General features: G+C 68.9%; 17 protein-coding genes and 1 riboswitch. Of the genes, 5 read left to right on the top strand and 12 right to left on the bottom strand.

Annotated features, from left to right (window positions below; genetic code table 11):
- The first annotated feature begins 91 nt into the window (after positions 1 to 91).
- The gene (locus tag AC1RL8_RS23390) at positions 92 to 1,270 is read left to right on the top strand and encodes an MFS transporter (protein WP_492686759.1); all 1,179 of its coding nucleotides are present in this window, start codon (positions 92 to 94) and stop codon (positions 1,268 to 1,270) included.
- A gap of 3 nt (positions 1,271 to 1,273) precedes the next feature.
- Here the strand turns inward: AC1RL8_RS23390 and AC1RL8_RS23385 are convergent, their stop codons facing one another.
- Together AC1RL8_RS23385 and AC1RL8_RS23380 are read right to left on the bottom strand one after the other, a co-directional pair.
- Positions 1,274 to 2,149 carry an alpha/beta hydrolase gene (locus AC1RL8_RS23385; protein ID WP_492686760.1) on the bottom strand — a complete coding sequence of 292 codons (876 nt, stop codon included), beginning with the start codon at positions 2,147 to 2,149 and terminating at the stop codon, positions 1,274 to 1,276.
- Between the two features lie 150 nt (positions 2,150 to 2,299).
- Entirely contained in the window at positions 2,300 to 3,811 is a 1,512-nt protein-coding gene (locus tag AC1RL8_RS23380) for a M20 family metallopeptidase (protein WP_492686761.1), read from the bottom strand.
- Positions 3,812 to 3,903: 92 nt separating this feature from the next.
- Here AC1RL8_RS23380 and AC1RL8_RS23375 point away from each other — a divergent pair, with 92 nt between their 5' ends.
- Positions 3,904 to 4,683, top strand: coding sequence for a DUF72 domain-containing protein (locus tag AC1RL8_RS23375; protein WP_492686762.1), 780 nt, complete (start codon positions 3,904 to 3,906; stop codon positions 4,681 to 4,683).
- 21 nt (positions 4,684 to 4,704) lie between these two features.
- On the opposite strand, the gene AC1RL8_RS23370 is transcribed toward AC1RL8_RS23375, so the two are convergent.
- Entirely contained in the window at positions 4,705 to 5,208 is a 504-nt protein-coding gene (locus AC1RL8_RS23370; RefSeq protein ID WP_099794230.1) for a bactofilin family protein, read from the bottom strand.
- Between the two features lie 113 nt (positions 5,209 to 5,321).
- On the opposite strand from AC1RL8_RS23370, the gene AC1RL8_RS23365 reads away from it, so the two are divergent.
- The gene (locus AC1RL8_RS23365; RefSeq protein WP_492686763.1) at positions 5,322 to 6,254 is read left to right on the top strand and encodes an ion transporter; all 933 of its coding nucleotides are present in this window, start codon (positions 5,322 to 5,324) and stop codon (positions 6,252 to 6,254) included.
- On the opposite strand, the gene AC1RL8_RS23360 is transcribed toward AC1RL8_RS23365, so the two are convergent.
- The 4 genes from AC1RL8_RS23360 to AC1RL8_RS23345 all read right to left on the bottom strand — a co-directional run bounded on the left by AC1RL8_RS23360 (position 6,199) and on the right by AC1RL8_RS23345 (position 9,259).
- The gene (locus AC1RL8_RS23360) at positions 6,199 to 6,786 is read right to left on the bottom strand and encodes an IMPACT family protein (RefSeq protein ID WP_099794232.1); all 588 of its coding nucleotides are present in this window, start codon (positions 6,784 to 6,786) and stop codon (positions 6,199 to 6,201) included. The genes AC1RL8_RS23365 and AC1RL8_RS23360 overlap by 56 nt on opposite strands.
- A gap of 37 nt (positions 6,787 to 6,823) precedes the next feature.
- The gene (gene metW, locus AC1RL8_RS23355) at positions 6,824 to 7,411 is read right to left on the bottom strand and encodes a methionine biosynthesis protein MetW (RefSeq protein ID WP_159279095.1); all 588 of its coding nucleotides are present in this window, start codon (positions 7,409 to 7,411) and stop codon (positions 6,824 to 6,826) included.
- Positions 7,408 to 8,568 carry a homoserine O-succinyltransferase MetX gene (metX, locus tag AC1RL8_RS23350; RefSeq protein ID WP_062473608.1) on the bottom strand — a complete coding sequence of 387 codons (1,161 nt, stop codon included), beginning with the start codon at positions 8,566 to 8,568 and terminating at the stop codon, positions 7,408 to 7,410. The genes metW and metX overlap by 4 nt, the downstream gene beginning before the upstream one ends.
- Before the next feature lie 127 nt (positions 8,569 to 8,695).
- The gene (locus AC1RL8_RS23345) at positions 8,696 to 9,259 is read right to left on the bottom strand and encodes a TMEM165/GDT1 family protein (protein ID WP_062473609.1); all 564 of its coding nucleotides are present in this window, start codon (positions 9,257 to 9,259) and stop codon (positions 8,696 to 8,698) included.
- A 9-nt stretch (positions 9,260 to 9,268) separates the two neighbouring features.
- Positions 9,269 to 9,455, bottom strand: a riboswitch (yybP-ykoY riboswitch).
- 259 nt (positions 9,456 to 9,714) lie between these two features.
- On the opposite strand from AC1RL8_RS23345, the gene rbp reads away from it, so the two are divergent.
- Entirely contained in the window at positions 9,715 to 10,257 is a 543-nt protein-coding gene (gene rbp / locus AC1RL8_RS23340; protein WP_492686764.1) for an RNA-binding regulator, read from the top strand.
- Between the two features lie 108 nt (positions 10,258 to 10,365).
- Here rbp and AC1RL8_RS23335 read toward each other — a convergent pair whose 3' ends face one another.
- From AC1RL8_RS23335 to AC1RL8_RS23320, 4 genes are read right to left on the bottom strand one after another with little or no spacing between them, the layout of a single operon-like run.
- Positions 10,366 to 11,151, bottom strand: coding sequence for an SDR family oxidoreductase (locus tag AC1RL8_RS23335; protein ID WP_492686765.1), 786 nt, complete (start codon positions 11,149 to 11,151; stop codon positions 10,366 to 10,368).
- A 43-nt stretch (positions 11,152 to 11,194) separates the two neighbouring features.
- Positions 11,195 to 11,845, bottom strand: coding sequence for an LPS export ABC transporter periplasmic protein LptC (gene lptC, locus AC1RL8_RS23330; RefSeq protein ID WP_070063362.1), 651 nt, complete (start codon positions 11,843 to 11,845; stop codon positions 11,195 to 11,197).
- Positions 11,842 to 12,390 carry a KdsC family phosphatase gene (locus tag AC1RL8_RS23325; RefSeq protein ID WP_062473615.1) on the bottom strand — a complete coding sequence of 183 codons (549 nt, stop codon included), beginning with the start codon at positions 12,388 to 12,390 and terminating at the stop codon, positions 11,842 to 11,844. The genes lptC and AC1RL8_RS23325 overlap by 4 nt, the downstream gene beginning before the upstream one ends.
- Positions 12,390 to 13,391 (bottom strand): KpsF/GutQ family sugar-phosphate isomerase, encoded by a 1,002-nt coding sequence (locus AC1RL8_RS23320; RefSeq protein WP_062473617.1) that lies wholly within the window; start codon positions 13,389 to 13,391, stop codon positions 12,390 to 12,392. The genes AC1RL8_RS23325 and AC1RL8_RS23320 overlap by 1 nt, the downstream gene beginning before the upstream one ends.
- A gap of 86 nt (positions 13,392 to 13,477) precedes the next feature.
- Here AC1RL8_RS23320 and AC1RL8_RS23315 point away from each other — a divergent pair, with 86 nt between their 5' ends.
- A complete protein-coding gene (locus AC1RL8_RS23315) occupies positions 13,478 to 15,469 on the top strand; it encodes a monovalent cation:proton antiporter family protein (RefSeq protein WP_492686766.1) in 1,992 nt (663 codons plus the stop codon).
- 16 nt (positions 15,470 to 15,485) lie between these two features.
- Here AC1RL8_RS23315 and AC1RL8_RS23310 read toward each other — a convergent pair whose 3' ends face one another.
- Positions 15,486 to 16,406, bottom strand: a complete 921-nt coding sequence (locus AC1RL8_RS23310; RefSeq protein ID WP_492686767.1) for a zinc ribbon domain-containing protein — start codon at positions 16,404 to 16,406, stop codon at positions 15,486 to 15,488.
- Positions 16,407 to 16,436: the final 30 nt, after the last annotated feature.

Here is a 16,436-nt window from a genome sequence, read left to right as displayed (position 1 = left end):
TTTCATTCTCAGAATTCCGGCGCCCGCGAGGGCGCTTTTTTTTTTGGCCGGCGCCTTGCCTTCGCCGGCCAATCGCGTAGAACCGCGCCCCATGAATCGCAATCTGTGGCTCCTGGCCATCTGCCAGGGCCTGCTCCTGACCAACAACGTCACCTTCATCGCCATCAACGGTCTCGTGGGCCTGGGCATCGCGCCGCAGGGGTGGATGGCCACGCTGCCTGTGATGGGTTACGTGGTGGGCGGCGCGCTGAGCACGGGACTGGTGGCGCGCACGCAGCAGCGCTTCGGCCGCCGCGGTTCGTTCCAGATCGGGCTGGCGGTGGCGGTCGGCTCGGCGCTGCTGTGCGCCTACGCGGCGTCCTCGAAGAACTTCTGGCTGCTGTGCTTCGCCACCCTGGTCGCCGGCTACTACAACGCCAACGCCGGGCTCTACCGTTTCGCGGCGGCCGAGCTGGCACTGCCGGCCTGGCGCGAGAAGGCCGTGTCGATGGTGATGGCCGGGGGCCTGATCGGTGCGGTGGCGGGGCCGAACCTGGCGACCTTCACGCGCGAGGCGCTCTCCGTGCCCTTCGCCGGCGCCTACATCGCGCTGGCGGCGGTGGCATTGCTCTCGATGGCGGTGATGCATTTCATCGAATTCCCGCCCTCGCCGACCCGCAGGGAAGCCGGCGGCGGCAGGCCGCTGGGCGAGATCATGCGCCAGCCCGTGTTCATCGTGTCGGCCGCCGCAGGCGCGCTGAGCTACGGCGTGATGAACCTGCTGATGGCCGCCACGCCCATCGCGATGCAGATCTGCAGCCTGCCGTTTTCCGACGCGGCGCTGGTGCTCGAATGGCACGTGATCGGCATGTTCGCGCCAGGCTTCTTCACCGGCCACCTGATCCGCCGTTTCGGCGCGCTGCCGGTGATGGGGGTGGGGCTGGCGCTCAACCTCGGCTGCATCGTGGTGGCGCTGTCGGGCGTGGACCTGCACCACTTCCTGGTCGCGCTGTTCCTGCTCGGCGTGGGCTGGAATTTCCTGTTCACCGGCAGCACGACGCTGTCGCTCACGGCCTACACGGCCGAGGAGCGCGACCGGGCCCAGGGCGCGCTCAACTTCTGCGTGTTCGCGACGCTGGCGCTGACCTCGTTCGCCTCGGGCGTGCTCGTGACCACGCAGGGCTGGCAGCTGTTGAACTACGGCTCGCTGCTGCCGGTGGCCCTGACCGGCGCCGCGCTGCTCTGGCTCGCGCAGACGCAACGCCGGCGCGCGCCGGTGGCCAAGGCCTGAGCCTCAGGCCACGCGCGCGGGAACAGCCGCCACCGGAAACCGCCGGTCGAGCCAGCGCTGCAGCGTGTCGAACACGGGCTCCGCATCGAGTTCGTTGAAGAGCTCGTGGTACAGCGCGTCGAAGCACTTCGCCTCGACGTTGCCGCTGGGCGCGGCAGCGGCCGCGAAGGCGCGGCTGGCCGCCGGCCGCACGAGCCGGTCGTCGCCCGCGTAGACCAGCAGCGTGGGCACCGGCCAGCGCGCCGCGTGCTGCTGCACCGTGGCACCTTCGTAGGCGAGAAAACGCGCCAGCCGACTGCCGATACGGTCATGCGTGAGCGGATCGTCGCGGTAGGCCTGCACCACCACCGGGTCGTGCGAGAGGCAGTTGTCGTCGAGCCCGTTGCCCACGCGCAGGTTGGGCGCGATGCGCGGCAGCACCGCCAGCAGCATCTTCTGGAAACCGTTCAGCCCCGGGTCGAGCCCCGGCGACGAGAGCACCAACGCATCGACCGGCCGCACGCCGCGCGCCACCAGGCTCGCGGCGACCAGGCCGCCCAGGCTGTGGCCCAGCAGCACCAGCGGCACACCGGGGTTCTCGCGGCGCGCATCGTCGATCACCAGGGCCAGGTCGTCGACCAGCCGCAGCTCGCTGGGCAGGCCGCCGCGCGCACCGGTGGATTCGCCGTGCCCGTGGTGGTCGTGCGCCCAGACCGCGAAGCCCCAGCCGTGCAATTGCTTGGCCAGGCCGTGATAACGCCCCGCGTGCTCGCCCAGCCCGTGCACCACGACCACCACGGCGCGGGGCCTGCCGGCGGCGGGCAGCCGCCGCAGCGCCAGCGTCTCGCCGTCCTGCGTGGACAGCGACACGCGGTGCGGCAAGGGCAGCGCGTCGCTCATGGGTGCACCCTTGGCGCTGCGCGCCTTCCCGCCAGGCGGGAGCGAGCTTGCTTGGGGCGGCCCGGCGCGGCGCTCATTGGTGCACCCTTGGCGCTGCGCGCCGTCCCGCCAAGCGGGAGCGCGCTTGCTTGGGGCGGCCCGGCGCGGCGCTCAAGCCGCCACCGGCTCCGCAGCCGCGGCGCGGTGCGCGACGGGCAGGGCCGCAATGACCTCGGCCACGGCGGCCGTCAGCTTCTTGGCGTAGGGCACGTGCAGGAACTCGTTGGGGCCGTGCGCGTTGCTCTTCGGGCCCAGCACGCCGCAGACCATCATCTGCGCGGCCGGGAAGCCGGCGCTCAGCATGTTCATCAGCGGGATCGTGCCGCCCTGGCCGATGTAGCCGCAGGAGGCGCCGAAGTGCGCGCGCGAGGCCTTGTTGAGCGCGTCCTCGAACCACGGCGTGATGGTGGGCGCGTTCCAGCCAGTGGCGCCGCCGCCGCTCTCGAAGGTGACGCGTGCCTGGTAGGGCGCGTTGTCCTCGAGCAGGGCCTTGAGCTTTTGCACCGTCTCGGCCGCATCGACCAGCGGCGGCAGGCGCAGCGAGAGCTTGAAGGCGGTGTAGGGACGCAGCACGTTGCCCGCGTCCTTCAGGGCCGGGAAGCCTTCGGCGCCGGTGACCGACAGCGTGGGCTTCCAGGTGCGGTTGAGCAGCGCCTCGACCGGGTCGGTGGTGGTCGGCAGCGCGAACATGGTCGAGCCGCCGCAGTCGTAGTGCGCCCACGGGAAGCGCTTGTAGACCTCGTCGCCGAGGATGGCCGCGGTGGCCTTGGCCTGCGCCAGGCGGTCAGCCGGCACTTCGCAATGGAAGCTGGCGGGCAGCAGGCGGCCGGTGGCGCTGTCTTCGAGGCGGTCGAGCACCTGCCGCATGATGCGGAAGCTCGAGGGCACCAGGCCCGAGGCGTCGCCCGAATGGATGCCTTCGGTCAGCACCTCGACCTTGAGCGTGCCGCTGGCCATGCCGCGCAGCGAGGTCGTGAGCCACAGCTGGTCGTAGTTGCCGGCACCCGAGTCGAGGCAGATCACCAGCTCGACCTCGCCCAGGCGCGGACGCAGCGCGTCGACGTAGGGCAGCAGGTCGTAGGAGCCGCTTTCCTCGCAGGTCTCGATGAGGCCGACGATGCGCGGGTGCGCCACGCCCTGGGCCTTGAGCGCCTGCAGCGCGGCCACGCTGGCGTACACGGCGTAGCCGTCGTCGGCGCCGCCGCGGCCGTAGAGCAGGCCGTTCTCGTACTTGGGCGTCCACGGGCCGAGGTCGTTGCGCCAGCCGGTGAACTCGGGTTGCTTGTCGAGGTGGCCGTACATGAGCACGGTCTCGGCCATGTTCGTGCCGGTGGCCGGCACTTCGAAGAACAGCACCGGCGTGCGGCCTTCGAGGCGCACGATTTCCAGCTTCAGGCCCTCGACCTTCTGCGCCTCGACCCAGGCCGCGGCGTTGCGCAGCACGGTCTCCAGGTAGCCGTTGGCCGACCAGTCCTTGTCGAAGCCGGGCGACTTGGCGGGGATGGCGATGTAGTCGGTGAGTTGCTTGACGATGTCGCCGTCCCATTGGGCGGTGACATCAGAGAGGGCGCGCGTCGCGTCGAGCGTGCCGGCGGGCATTTCACGGTGCAGGGGGGCGTTCATCGGGGGGTTCTCCGCGGGGACGAAAAAACGCATTTTGCGCCTCGCGGCGAGCGCGCGTAGAGTGCGGGCGATCTCAAAACCCGGAGTGCAATGTGAGCAAGGCAACATCGACGCGGATCAAGGCAGGGATAGGCGGCTGGACCTTCGAGCCCTGGCGCGACAACTTCTACCCCAAGGGCCTCGCTCACGCGAAGGAGTTGAACTACGCCAGCCGGCAGGTCAGCGCCATCGAGATCAACGGCACCTACTACAGCACCTTCAAGCCCGAGACCTTCCGCAAGTGGCGCGACGACACGCCCGACGACTTCATGTTCTCGATGAAGGCCTCGCGCTTCACCACCAACCGCAAGGTGCTGGCGACCGCGGGCGAGTCGATCCAGCGCTTCATCGACAGCGGCGTGGCCGAGCTCGGAGACAAGCTCGGGCCGATCGTCTGGCAGTTCATGCCGACCAAGCAGTTCGATGCGGAAGACTTCGAGGCATTCCTGGAGCTGCTGCCCAAGAAGGAGGGCAGCCGCGTGCTGCGCCACGTGATGGACGTGCGCCACGAGAGCTTCATCGTGCCCGCCTACAAGGCGCTCGCGAAGAAGCACAAGGTGTCGACCGTGTTCACCGACGCCGACAAGTTTCCATCGTTCGAGGAGCCTGAAGGCGACGTCGCCTATGCGCGGCTCATGATGGCCGACGCCAAGCTCAAGACCGGCTACGGGCCGAAGGCGCTCGACACCTGGGCCGAGCGCGCGCAGGGCTGGGCCGCTGCACCGAAGGCGCGCGACGTGTTCGTGTACTTCATCAACGGCGCCAAAGAAAAGGCACCGGCCGCGGCCGGTGCCTTGCTGGAGCGCCTGGGATGGAAGCCGCCGGCCGCCTGAGGGCGGCCTGCGTGGGCTGGCTTACGACGCCTTGGCGCCGAAGCTGATTTCGCCCGACAGCTGGCCGCCTTCTTCGATCACGATCTTGCCGTAGCGGATCTTGCCGGTGACCTTGCCGGTCGAGTGGATGACGAGCTTTTCGCGCACGGTGAGGTTGCCGTCGAACACGCCGCGGATCTCGGCGATGTCGATTTCGGCCGAGCCCTTGAACTCGCCCTGTTCGGCGATCTGCATCAGGCGCGAGTCCATGGTCGCTTCGACCAGGCCCTCGACCACGAGCGTGTCGCAATCGGTGATCTCGACGCCCTTGAGCTTGATGTTCGGGCCGACGGTGAGCTTGCTGCCGCCTTCCTTGACGGCGGGAGCGGCGGCCACCGGGGCCAGGCCGGCCTGCGCGGTCAACGAGGAGGGATTGACGGGAGTGCCCGAGAGATTGGTGCCCGAACCAACCAGCGGTGCGGGACGGGACGTCAGCGAGTCGGTGTCACGATCGCGCTTGCCGAAAAAGGGGGACTGTGTGGCCAAAGGGGAGCTCCTCAAGAAAGGGGACTATCGTAAGAAGGCGCCCGCGGCATGCGGCACTTCATTGCGCAAGAAGCGTAACTGAATAAGTCGCCCGACCCCATGACAATGCCCTCATGACCCGCCTGATTCGTCCGAACATCGAAGCCCTCTCCACGCCTGCTGCCACCGACTCGCGGTTCGACAAGCCGGCCAGTGGTTGGCGCCGCAAGCTGTTCACCGTGATCTTCGAGGCCGACACGCCCGCCGGCCTGTGGTTCGACCTGACGCTGATCGCGGTGATCGTGATGAGCGTGCTGGTCGTCATCCTGGACAGCGTGCAGTCGATCCGCGACCAGTGGCGGCCTCTGTTCAATGCCCTCGAATGGGTGTTCACGATTCTCTTCACGCTGGAGTACATCGCGCGGCTGTGCTGCGTGAACAAGCCGCTGCGCTACGCATTGAGCTTCTACGGCGTGATCGACCTGCTGGCGCTGCTGCCGACCTTTCTCGTGGCCTTCGCGCCCGAACTGGCCTACCTGATCGACGTGCGCGTCCTGCGGCTGCTGCGCGTGTTCCGCATCTTCAAGCTCTCGCGCTATTCGGTGGAGTACCGCGCACTGGTGCAGGCGGTGGCATCGAGCCGCCGGAAGATCACGGTGTTCGTGGGCTTCGTGATGCTCGTGGTGCTGGTGATGGGCACGTTGATGTACGTGGTCGAAGGCCCGACGCACGGCTTCACCAGCATTCCGGTGGCGATCTACTGGGCGATCTCGACCATGGCCACGGTCGGCTTCGGCGACCTCGTGCCCAAGACCGACCTGGGCCGCGCGATCGCCTCGGTGATGATGCTGCTGGGCTGGGGCGTGCTGGCCGTGCCCACCGGCATCGTCACGGCCGAGATGACGCGGCGCAGCGTCGACGACGACCTGGCGGAGCCGATCGCGCTCGCATCGCGCGGCGTGCTCGCCCTCACGGCGGAGCAGGCTTCGGGCAAGGCGCCGGCGAAGCGGCTCACGCCGTCGGCCAGACGACGCGCCCTTGCGCAGCATCGTCGAGTCGCGCGATGAAAGCATCGGCCTCGGGCGCGGGCAGCGCGAAGGCAAAGCGCACGTCGTCGCCGTGCTGCACGTCTTCCAGCACCGCACCGATGGCGGCCAGCTCGCGCCGCACCAGCCCCTCGAGCGCATAGGGCACGGCGCACTGCAGCTGGCGCTGGCGCACGAGCGGCACCAGCGTGGCGCCGAGCAGGGCCTGCGCCACGGCGTCGGTGTAGGCCCGCACGAGCCCGCCGGCGCCGAGCTTCACGCCGCCGAAGTAGCGCACCACGGTCGCGAGCGCACCTTCCACCTGCTGGTGGCGCAGCACCTCCAACATCGGGCGTCCGGCCGTGCCGCCGGGCTCGCCGTCGTCGTTCGCCGCCGACTGGCCGCCGGCCATGAGGGCCCAGCACACGTGCGCTGCACCCGGGTGTTCCGCGCGCAGCGAGGCGACCACCGCCAGCGCGGCCGCGCGGTCGGGCACCGGTTGCACGCAGCCGATGAAGCGGCTTTTCTTGATGAGCAGTTCGCTGTGAACCGGCTGCGCGAGCGTGAAGCTCATTCCGACCCGATGTCCGTGCGGTGCAGGGGCGGCGTGCTCAGCCGCCCCGCTCGAACTTGAACACCGCCGTGCTGGCGCGCGCGTTGGGCAGCCAGCGCACGTCGCGCCCGTTCTGCAGGCCGAAGGCGTCGAGCACGCGCAGGTTGTTCTTGCCGGCCAGCACCTCGAAGTCCTTGTAGGTGCCGACGCGGATGTTGGGCGTGTCGTACCACTGGTAGGGCAGGCGGCGCGTCACGGGCATGCGCCCGCGCGCCACGCTCAGGCGGTTGGGCCAGTGCGCGAAATTGGGAAAGGCGACGATGCCGAAGCGGCCCACGCGTGCGGTCTCGCGCAGCATGACCTCGGCGTTGCGCAGGTGCTGTAGCGTGTCGATCTGCAGCACCACGTCGAAGGTGGCGTCGTCGAACATCGCCAGGCCTTCGTCGAGGTTCAGCTGGATCACGTCGACGCCGCGGCGGATGCACTGCAGCACGTTGCCGTCCGCGATCTCCACGCCGTAGCCGGTGCAGCCGCGCTCGCGCTGCAGCAGGTCGAGCAGGGCGCCGTCGCCGCAGCCCAGGTCGAGCACGCGCGAGCCTTGCGGCACGAGCTGTGCAATCAGTCGTTGGTGTTCGATGTCGCTCATTGGAATTCCTTGGCGACGCGTTCGAAGTACGAGCGCACCACGCCCATGTAGCGCACGTCGTCGAGCAGGAAGGCGTCGTGGCCGTGCGGCGCGTCGATCTCGGCGTAGCTCACGTTGCGGCGGTTGTCGAGCAGCGCCTTCACGATCTCGCGGCTGCGCGCGGGCGAGAAGCGCCAGTCGGTCTTGAAGCTCACGAGCAGGAACTTGGCCGTGGCCTGCGCCAGCGCCGTGCTGAGCTGGCCGCCGTGGTGGCGCGCGGGGTCGAAGTAGTCGAGCGCGCGGGTGATCAGCAGGTAGGTGTTGGCGTCGAAGTACTCGCTGAACTTGTCGCCCTGGTAGCGCAGGTAGCTTTCGATCTGGAACTCGATGTCCTGCGTGGAATAGCGGTAGTCGAGCCCCGCCACCTCGCCTTCGACGGCACTGCGCAGGATGCGCCCGAACTTGGCGTTCATCACGTCGTCGCTCAGGTAGGTGATGTGGCCGATCATGCGGGCGATGCGCAGGCCGCGCTTGGGCACCACGCCGTATTCGTAGAAGTGGCCGCCGTGGAAGTCGGGGTCGGTCACGATGGCGCGGCGCGCCACCTCGTTGAAGGCGATGTTCTCGGCCGTGAGGTTGGGCGCGCTGGCCACCACCACGGCGTGCCGCACGCGATCGGGGTACTGCAGCGTCCACGACAGCGCCTGCATGCCGCCGAGGCTGCCGCCCATCACGGCCGCGAGCGTGCGGATGCCGAGCGCATCGAGCAGCGCCGCCTGGGCGTCGACCCAGTCTTCGACCGTGACCACCGGGAAATCGGCGCCGTAGACGCGGCCGTTGGCGGGGTTCACGTGCATCGGACCGGTCGAGCCGAAGCAGGAGCCGAGGTTGTTGACGCCGATCACGAAGAAGCGGTCGGTGTCCAGCGGCTTGCCCGGGCCCACCATGTTGTCCCACCAGCCCTCGGAGCGGGCCTGGCCCTCGTACACGCCCGCGACGTGGTGCGAGGCGTTGAGCGCATGGCACACCAGCACCGCATTGCTGCGCTCGGCATTGAGGGTGCCGTAGGTTTCGTAGGCGAGCGTGTAGCCGCTGATCGAGGCGCCGCTGCGCAGGGCCAACGGACCTGCGAACTGCATCGACTGAGGGGTGACGACCAAAGGTGACGACGACGACATGAATGAAAAAACCCGGCCTCGCCAAAAACGAGCCGGGTTCGGCAGCCGTCTTTAGCAGAATTTATAAAGCGCCCGCAAGCTGAAGCAAATCGGCGCAGGGCAAGTATAGCCCCGTGACTTTTTCCTGCTACCAGCCGACGATCATCACGACGCCCAGCACCAGGAAGATCGCCGCCGAGATGCCGTGCACCAGCTTGATCGGCACGCGCCGCACGATCTTGTCGCCCAGCCACACGACCGGCGCATTGGCCAGCATCATGCCCAGCGTGGTGCCAACGACGACCCAGGCGTAGTCCTGCGTGAAGCGGGCGGCCAGCATGACGGTGGCGATCTGGGTCTTGTCGCCCATCTCGGCCAGGAAGAAGGCGATCACCGTGGTGCCGAAGACGCCGAACTTCGAGACGCCGGGGGCGTCGTCTTCATCGAGCTTGTCGGGAATCAGCATCCAGACGGCCATCGCGATGAACGAACCGCCCAGGATCCAGCGCAGCACCTCGGGGCCGAGCCAGCGCGTGATGTAGTTGCCGACCGCGCCGGCCAGCGCGTGGTTGATGACCGTGGCGACAAAGATGCCGAACACGATCGGCCAGGGTTTCCTGAAGCGCGCGGCCAGCAGAAGGGCCAGGAGTTGGGTCTTGTCGCCCATTTCGGCGAGCGCGACCACGCCCGTTGCAACGAGAAAAGCTTCCATGATGGATGTGGGGTTCCTTGGGCCGAAGGACGCAATTGACCGCACAACACCTTCGGCCATATTCCCGAAGTTGTGCGGTCAAAGGTCTCGCCAGGTGTGTTCACTGCACGCGCCATGTCCTCGTGGGGCAAGGACAAGTCTGTTGACGCGGGCCCTTCTCGTATGCGGAAGGCGGCTACTCCCCAATGACCCGCAAATTGTAGCCGCATCGTCAATTCCCCCGGCTCAAACAGGTAGGCGTGCGCTAACTTCTACTAGTTTCGAAAGGTGCTACCTCAAGACGCAAATTCCTGCTTGCTTTTTTGATATTTCACCCATAATGCACGAGCATCCCTCTTGATTTTGGGCGGGAGCAATTCGGTGATCGGTCAGTTTCGCGCGGCTCGGCGGCTCTCGTTTGAGTGATGCTTTCGGGACTCCATCGCTTTTCTTGATGTGTTTATAGGAGTCCCTTGATGGGCAACAAACTCTACGTCGGCAACCTGCCTTACTCGGTGCGCGACGGTGATCTCGAGCAGGCCTTCGGCCAGTTCGGCGCAGTGACCAGCGCCAAGGTCATGATGGAGCGCGACACGGGTCGCTCGAAGGGCTTCGGCTTCGTCGAGATGGGCAGTGACGCGGAAGCACAGGCCGCCATCAACGGCATGAACGGCCAACCCCTGGGCGGCCGCAGCGTGGTCGTCAATGAAGCACGTCCCATGGAAGCACGCCCCCCCCGCAGCGGTGGCGGCGGCTACGGCGGCGGCGGCGGTGGTTATGGCGGTGGTGGCGGCGGCGGTGGCTACGGCGGCGGCGGTGGTGGCGGCTACGGTGGTGGCGGCGGTGGCCGTTCCGGCGGTGGCGGCGGCTACGGCGGCGGCGGTGGTGGTCGTTCGGGTGGCGGCGGCGGTGGTGGCGATGGCGGTTTCCGCAGCCCCTACGGCGCAGGTCCCCGTGGCGGCGGCGGTGGTCGCAGCGGCGGTGGCGGCTACGGCGGCGGCGGCAACGGTGGGTACTGAACCCCGTTCACTCCTTCGCATGCCTCACGGCACACAAACACAAAAGGCTCCCGCGGGAGCCTTTTTCTTTGCCTGCGCGCTGTGCCCGCTGTGCAATCGGCATGAAGCTCAGGCTTCGCCGCTGCGCTTCTTGCGCGCCCGGCCCTGCACCGCGCGGTCGAGCACGGCATTGGGCAGCAGGCGCATGACCTTGGCGACCACGCCCATCTGCCACGGAATCACGCGGTAGCTCGTGCCGGCCTCGATGGCGCGCAACGCCTGGGCCGCAAAGTCCTCGGGCTGCATGAGAAAGGGCATGCCGTAGCGGTTGCCCTGCGTCAGCGGCGTGTCGATGTAGCCCGGGCAGAGCGTGACGACCTTCACCCCGCTGTTGTGCAGTTCCCCGCGCAGGCTTTCGCAGTACGCGACCACGCCGGCCTTGCTCGCGCAGTAGGCGCCGTGCCCCGGCAGCCCGCGGATGGCGGCGACGCTGCCGATGCCCACGAGCCGCCCGCTGCCGCGCTGCACCATGGCCTGCACGAAGGGATGGAAGGTGGCGGCCAGCCCCACGTTGTTGACGGCGAAGGTGCGCGCCAGCACGTCGAGGTCCGAACGCTCGGCCGTGTCGATGCCGATGCTGATGCCGGCGTTGGCGATCACCACGTCGGGCACGCCCTGGCGCACGATGCAGTCGGCACCGGCGGCCACGATGCTGTCGGTGTCGGCCACGTCGGCGCCGTAGACCTGGTAGCGGCCCACGTCCAGCTGGCGGCCTGTCGCCCAGGTGTCGATCTCGCCCGTGCGCCGCGCAACCAGTGCCAGCCGGTAGCCCGCGTCGTAGAAAGACGCGGCCAGGGCCTGGCCGATGCCGCTGGAGGCGCCGGTGATGAAGACGAGCGGTGCGGCGGTGGTCATGCGTGGATCGTCTCCCGGGAACTTGTTCTTGTGTGGCCGCCGCTCAACGCGGCTTGCCTGCGGCGGCCGACGGCACCAGCACGCCGCGCACGCGGCCCGTGAGGTTGGCCACGCCGCTCAGGTTGTCGTAGTCGAGCGTATCGCCCGTGAACTGGTCGCTGCCGCGGATGAGCGTGACCGGCTTGTTCGACTGCACCTTCTCGGTGTCGAGGAACGCATGCAGGAACTCGCCGCGGAACTCGAGGCGCGGCGTGGCCTTGCCGCTCGCGCTGACCGCGGGTTCGCGGATCACGATCGCGTTGCCGAACAGCTGGATCTCGCTGCCATCGGAATTCGACAGCCCCCGGTTCGCCGACGAGCGCGTGACCAGCCCCTCGGGCGACACGGAGCGCATGCGCACCTGGTCGACCTCGATGGTGTCGGTGTCCGGGTAGTGCCGCCCCTCGGTGCCGTGCAGCTCGCTGCGCAGGTCGCCGTTGGGCAGGAAGTTCTTGATGACGAAGTCCCGCATGAAGTAGTCGGGCTCGTGCGTGGGCGCCGCCTTGACGGTGGGCTCCAGCAGCTTGGGCGCATTGCGCACCAGCCAGTAGGTGCCCAGCGCCACGCCCGCCATCAGGATGATCGGCAGGTAGATGGTGGTGCGGTCGAGCACATCGCGCGTCAGGTTCCAGGCGCGTCGCAGCTGCGGGCTCATGGCCGGGGGCCCAAGGCAGCGTCGAGCAGCGGGCGGTACTGGCCGCAAGCCGTCAACAGCAGGTCGCAGAATTCGCGCGCCGCGCCTTCGCCGCCGCGTGCGGTGGTGACATAGCGCGCCACGGCACGCACTTCGGCGTGCGCGTTGGCCGGCGCTGCTGCGAAGCCGACGCGGGTCAGCACCGGCAGGTCGGGCCAGTCGTCGCCGATGGCGGCGGCCTGCGCCCAGGTGAAGCCGAGCTGCTTCAGCATGGCCTCGGCGGCGGGCAGCTTGTCTTCGGTGCCGTAGCGCACGTGCTCGATGCCCAGCGCCTCGAGCCGCACGCGCAGCGGCTTGGAGTCGCGCCCGGTGATCACGGCCGGCGTGATGCCGGCCTTGCGCAGCAGCTTGAGGCCGTAGCCGTCGAGGATGCTGAAGCGCTTGAGCGTCTCGCCGTGCTCGGTGAAGTACACGCCGCCGTCGGTCAGCACGCCGTCGATGTCGAAGAAGACGATGCGCACGTCTTGCGCGGCCAGCAGGGTCTCGGCCTGGAAATCAAGCGGCATCAGATGACCTTCGCGCGCATCAAGTCGTTGGTGTTCACCGCGCCGACGATCACCCCCGCGCCGTCGATCACGAACAGGCGGGTGATGCCGCATTGCTCCATGAGTTCGGCCGCCTCCACCGCCAGCGCGTCGACGCGGATGGTGCGCGGGTCGCGGTGCATGATGTCGGCCGCCTTGGGCGTGCGCAGGTCGGCGCCGGCCTCGATCAGGCGGCGCAGGTCGCCGTCGGTGAAGATGCCCAGCGCCCGGCCGTCGGGCTCGACCACCGCGGCGGCGCCGAAGCCCTTGATGCTCATCGCGCGCATCAGCTCGCTGACGGTGGCGGTCGGCGGCACGCACGGCACTTCGTCGCCCGAGCGCATGACATCGCTCACGTGGGTGAGCAGCTTGCGACCCAGCGCGCCACCGGGGTGCGAGCGCGCGAAATCTTCGGAGCCGAAACCGCGCGCGTCGAGCAGGGCCACGGCCAGCGCGTCGCCCATGGCGATCTGCGCGGTGGTGCTCGCGGTGGGCGCGAGGTTCAACGGACAGGCTTCCTTGGCGACGCCGGCGTCGATCACGATGTCGGCATGGCGCGCCAGCGTGGAATCGGGGCGGCCGGTCATGGCGATCAGGGGCACGCCCTGGCGCTTGACCACCGGCAGCAGCACGGTGAGTTCGTCGACCTCGCCGCTGTTGGAGATGGCGAGCACGAGGTCGACCGCCTTGATCATGCCGAGGTCGCCATGGCTGGCCTCGGCCGGGTGCACGAACATCGCGGGCGTGCCGGTGGAGGCGAGGGTGGCGGCGATCTTGCGGCCGACGTGGCCGCTCTTGCCCATGCCCATCACGACCACGCGGCCGCGCACTTCAAGGATCTTGCGCACGGCCTCGACGAAACTCGGGCCGACGCGGGCCTTCAGGCCGAGGACGGCTTCGGCTTCGATGTCGAATGTGACGCGTGCCCGGGCCAGGATGGCGTCGGGGTCGACCACGTGGGTCGGGGCGGGGCGGGAGCTCATCGCCGGATTTTACGAGGCGGGCGCGGTCGGGGATCACATGGCCCGGGGAAGCCCGGGGCACGGACATTGCTCTAGCATCGGCGCCTATGTCTTCGTTCGATCTCACGCTGTTGTATCTGTTGGCCGCGGTGATCGGCGTGGTGGCCTGCCGGTCGCTCAAGCTGCCGCCGATGCTGGGCTATCTCTCGGCGGGGGTGCTGATCGGGCCGCATGCGTTTGCATTGACGGGCGGCAACGAAACCGAAGGCATCCGCCACCTGGGCGAATTCGGCGTGGTGTTCCTGATGTTTGTGATCGGGCTCGAGTTCAGCCTACCCAAGCTGCGCGCCATGCGCAAGCACGTGTTCGGGCTGGGCATGGCGCAGGTGCTGCTGACCATGGCGCTGGCCACCGCCGGCGCACTGATCATCGCCACGCAGCTGCCGCCGGCCTGGCAGCTGGGGTGGCAGACCACGCTGGCGCTGTCGAGCGCGCTCACCATGAGCAGCACCGCCATCGTGGTCAAGCTGATGGCCGAGCGGCTCGAACTGGAGAGCGAGCACGGCAAGCGCGTGATGGGCGTGCTGCTGTTTCAAGACTTGGCCGTGGTGCCGCTGCTGGTGCTGATTCCCGCATTGGGCGCGCCGCCCGAGGCGCTGGCCAAGGCCTTGGGCTTCGCGCTGGTGAAGGCCACCTTCCTCATCGGCGTGCTGCTGTACGGCGGGCCGCGCATCATGCGCTGGTGGCTCACGCTGGTCGCGCGGCGGCGCAGCGAGGAGCTGTTCATCCTGAACGTGCTGCTGATCACGCTGGGCCTGGCCTGGCTCACCGAGCTGGCCGGCCTGAGCCTGGCGCTGGGCGCCTTCATCGCCGGCATGCTGGTGTCGGAGACCGAATACAAGCACCAGGTCGAGACCGACATCCGCCCCTTTCACGATGTGCTGCTGGGGCTGTTCTTCATCACCGTCGGCATGTCGCTCGACTGGCACATCGTGGTCGAGCGCTGGCTGCTGGTGGCGGTGCTGCTGCTGGTGCCACTGCTGTTCAAGCTGGGGCTGGTGACGGTGCTGGCGCGGGTGCTGGGCGCGACCTCGGGCGTGTCGCTGCGCACCGGCCTGTACCTGGCGCAGGCCGGCGAGTTCGGCTTCGTGCTGCTGGCGCTCGCGCAGGACCGCAACCTGCTGCCGCCATGGCTGGCCAACCCCGTGCTGGCGTCGATGGTGCTGTCGATGCTGGCCACGCCGTTCATCATCATGTACAGCAACGCCATCGTGCGCAAGCTGGTGGCCAGCGACTGGCTGCAGCAGTCGCTGCAGATGACGACCATCGCGCGCAAGACCATCAACACCGCGCAGCACGTGATCATCTGCGGCTACGGACGCTGCGGCCAGAACCTGGCGCGCATCCTGGAGCGCGAAGGCATCCCCTACATGGCGCTCGACCTGGACCCCGACCGCGTGCGGCAGGCCGCCGCGGCCGGCGATTCGGTGGTGTTCGGCGACGCGGCGCGGCTGCAGGCGCTGATGGCCGCGGGCCTGGCGCGCGCCAGCGCGGTGGTCGTCACCTACCTCGACGTGGGGGGCGCGATGAAGGTGCTGGCCAACACCCGCGCCCACGCGCCGCACGTGCCGGTGATCGTGCGCACCCAGGACGACCACGACCTCGAGAAGCTGCAGGCCGCCGGCGCCACCGAGGTGGTGCCCGAGGCCATCGAGGGGTCCCTGATGCTCGCCAGCCATGCGCTGGCGCTGGTCGGCGTGCCGATGCGACGCGTGATTCGCGTGGTGCAGGACCAGCGCGACGCGCGCTACAACCTGCTGCGCGGCTACTTCCACGGCGCCGACGACGACAACGCCGACGAGATCGATCACGAGCGCCTGAACAGCTTCACGCTCACGCCGGGCGCACGCGCCATCGGCCAGACGCTCGGACGGATTGCGCTGCCGACGCTGGGTGTGCGGGTGGCCAGCCTGCGCCGCCAGGACGGCCAGGCGCGCGTGCCGGCCGACGACACGCTGCTGTCGGACGGCGACACCCTCGTGCTGTCGGGCAAGCCCGCCGCGCTGGCAATTGCCATCGAGCGGCTGCAAAAGGGCTGAGGCCGCCGGCGCGGGCTCAGTTCAAGAGCGACGGGTTGCGCTTTTCTTCTTCGATGCGCTGCTGACGGCGCACCGCTTCGCACTGTGCGTGCGACCTGTACTCGGGCTTCACGCACTGGGCCGCCATGCATTGCGCCTTGGCGATGAAGTTGCGGTCGCCGCATTGGGCCTGCGGGTCGACCGGCGGGGCCGGTGACGCGGGCGCAGGTGCCGGGGCAGCCGCCACGGGCGCCGCGGCTGCTGGAGCCTGGGGCGTCGGCGGAGGAGGCGTCACCGGCTTGCGCGGCTTCGCGACGGGTGTCGGCTTGGGTGCGGCTTCCGCCGGCTCGGTGATCGCTTCCGCGGGCGGCTCAGGCTCGGTCGCGACCGGCGGTGCTTCGACCACCGGTGGCGTCGCGGCGGGAGCCGGCGCGACGACAGGAGTCGGTGCCACGGCCGGCTCGGGCGCCTTGCTGCCGGTCCCATAGCCCAGCCAGCCCGCGACCACCAGCAGCAGCGCGACCGCGAGCAGCCCCAGCCACAGCCCGATGCCGCGCGGGCGCAGCACCGGTTCGGGCGGCTTGATGCGCTTGACCTTGATCCGCGTCTTTGGCCGGTCGGCCCGCGGGGACGGAGGCAAGGACGATGCGGCGCCCCCACGCCCCGATGCCACGATCACGGTTTTTTCATCCGCGGGCGGTGGCGGGGGCGGCGGCTCGGGCCTCCAGCCGTTGGACGCAGGCGACGACGCGCGCTTCGACTCGGAAGGATCGAACAGCGGCGCGGGAATGGTCGGCGCGCGCAACTGGGCCGGTGCGGTGGTGGCCCATTCGCGGTCGGCAGGGCTGGGCGCCGGGGGCGGCACGCGGTCGGCGGCCGACAGCCGGCCACCGCAGTTCCTGCAGAAATTGGCACCCTCGCGGTTGTCCGCGTCACAGACCGGGCAGATCAAGGCCATGGCTCACCAGCAATTCTCGGGATCGGAAAC

This window comes from Variovorax sp. GW822-FHT04E09 (genome assembly GCF_058800845.1).
The sequence above is the reverse complement of the archived record's forward strand: the minus strand, read 5'-3'. Positions and strand labels throughout refer to the sequence as shown.

What these genes read in the sequence shown, in the direction of transcription:
- AC1RL8_RS23345 (WP_062473609.1), bottom strand. Translation starts at nt 9,259, where the DNA reads ATGGAAGCTTTTCTCGTTGCAACGGGCGTGGTCGCGCTCGCCGAAATG.
- metX (WP_062473608.1), bottom strand. Translation starts at nt 8,568, where the DNA reads ATGTCGTCGTCGTCACCTTTGGTCGTCACCCCTCAGTCGATGCAGTTC.
- metW (WP_159279095.1), bottom strand. Translation starts at nt 7,411, where the DNA reads ATGAGCGACATCGAACACCAACGACTGATTGCACAGCTCGTGCCGCAA.
- lptC (WP_070063362.1), bottom strand. Translation starts at nt 11,845, where the DNA reads ATGAGCCCGCAGCTGCGACGCGCCTGGAACCTGACGCGCGATGTGCTC.
- AC1RL8_RS23380 (WP_492686761.1), bottom strand. Translation starts at nt 3,811, where the DNA reads ATGAACGCCCCCCTGCACCGTGAAATGCCCGCCGGCACGCTCGACGCG.
- rbp (WP_492686764.1), top strand. Translation starts at nt 9,715, where the DNA reads ATGGGCAACAAACTCTACGTCGGCAACCTGCCTTACTCGGTGCGCGAC.
- AC1RL8_RS23390 (WP_492686759.1), top strand. Translation starts at nt 92, where the DNA reads ATGAATCGCAATCTGTGGCTCCTGGCCATCTGCCAGGGCCTGCTCCTG.
- AC1RL8_RS23325 (WP_062473615.1), bottom strand. Translation starts at nt 12,390, where the DNA reads ATGCCGCTTGATTTCCAGGCCGAGACCCTGCTGGCCGCGCAAGACGTG.
- AC1RL8_RS23365 (WP_492686763.1), top strand. Translation starts at nt 5,322, where the DNA reads ATGACCCGCCTGATTCGTCCGAACATCGAAGCCCTCTCCACGCCTGCT.
- AC1RL8_RS23385 (WP_492686760.1), bottom strand. Translation starts at nt 2,149, where the DNA reads ATGAGCGACGCGCTGCCCTTGCCGCACCGCGTGTCGCTGTCCACGCAG.
- AC1RL8_RS23315 (WP_492686766.1), top strand. Translation starts at nt 13,478, where the DNA reads ATGTCTTCGTTCGATCTCACGCTGTTGTATCTGTTGGCCGCGGTGATC.
- AC1RL8_RS23335 (WP_492686765.1), bottom strand. Translation starts at nt 11,151, where the DNA reads ATGACCACCGCCGCACCGCTCGTCTTCATCACCGGCGCCTCCAGCGGC.
- AC1RL8_RS23310 (WP_492686767.1), bottom strand. Translation starts at nt 16,406, where the DNA reads ATGGCCTTGATCTGCCCGGTCTGTGACGCGGACAACCGCGAGGGTGCC.
- AC1RL8_RS23360 (WP_099794232.1), bottom strand. Translation starts at nt 6,786, where the DNA reads ATGAGCTTCACGCTCGCGCAGCCGGTTCACAGCGAACTGCTCATCAAG.
- AC1RL8_RS23320 (WP_062473617.1), bottom strand. Translation starts at nt 13,391, where the DNA reads ATGAGCTCCCGCCCCGCCCCGACCCACGTGGTCGACCCCGACGCCATC.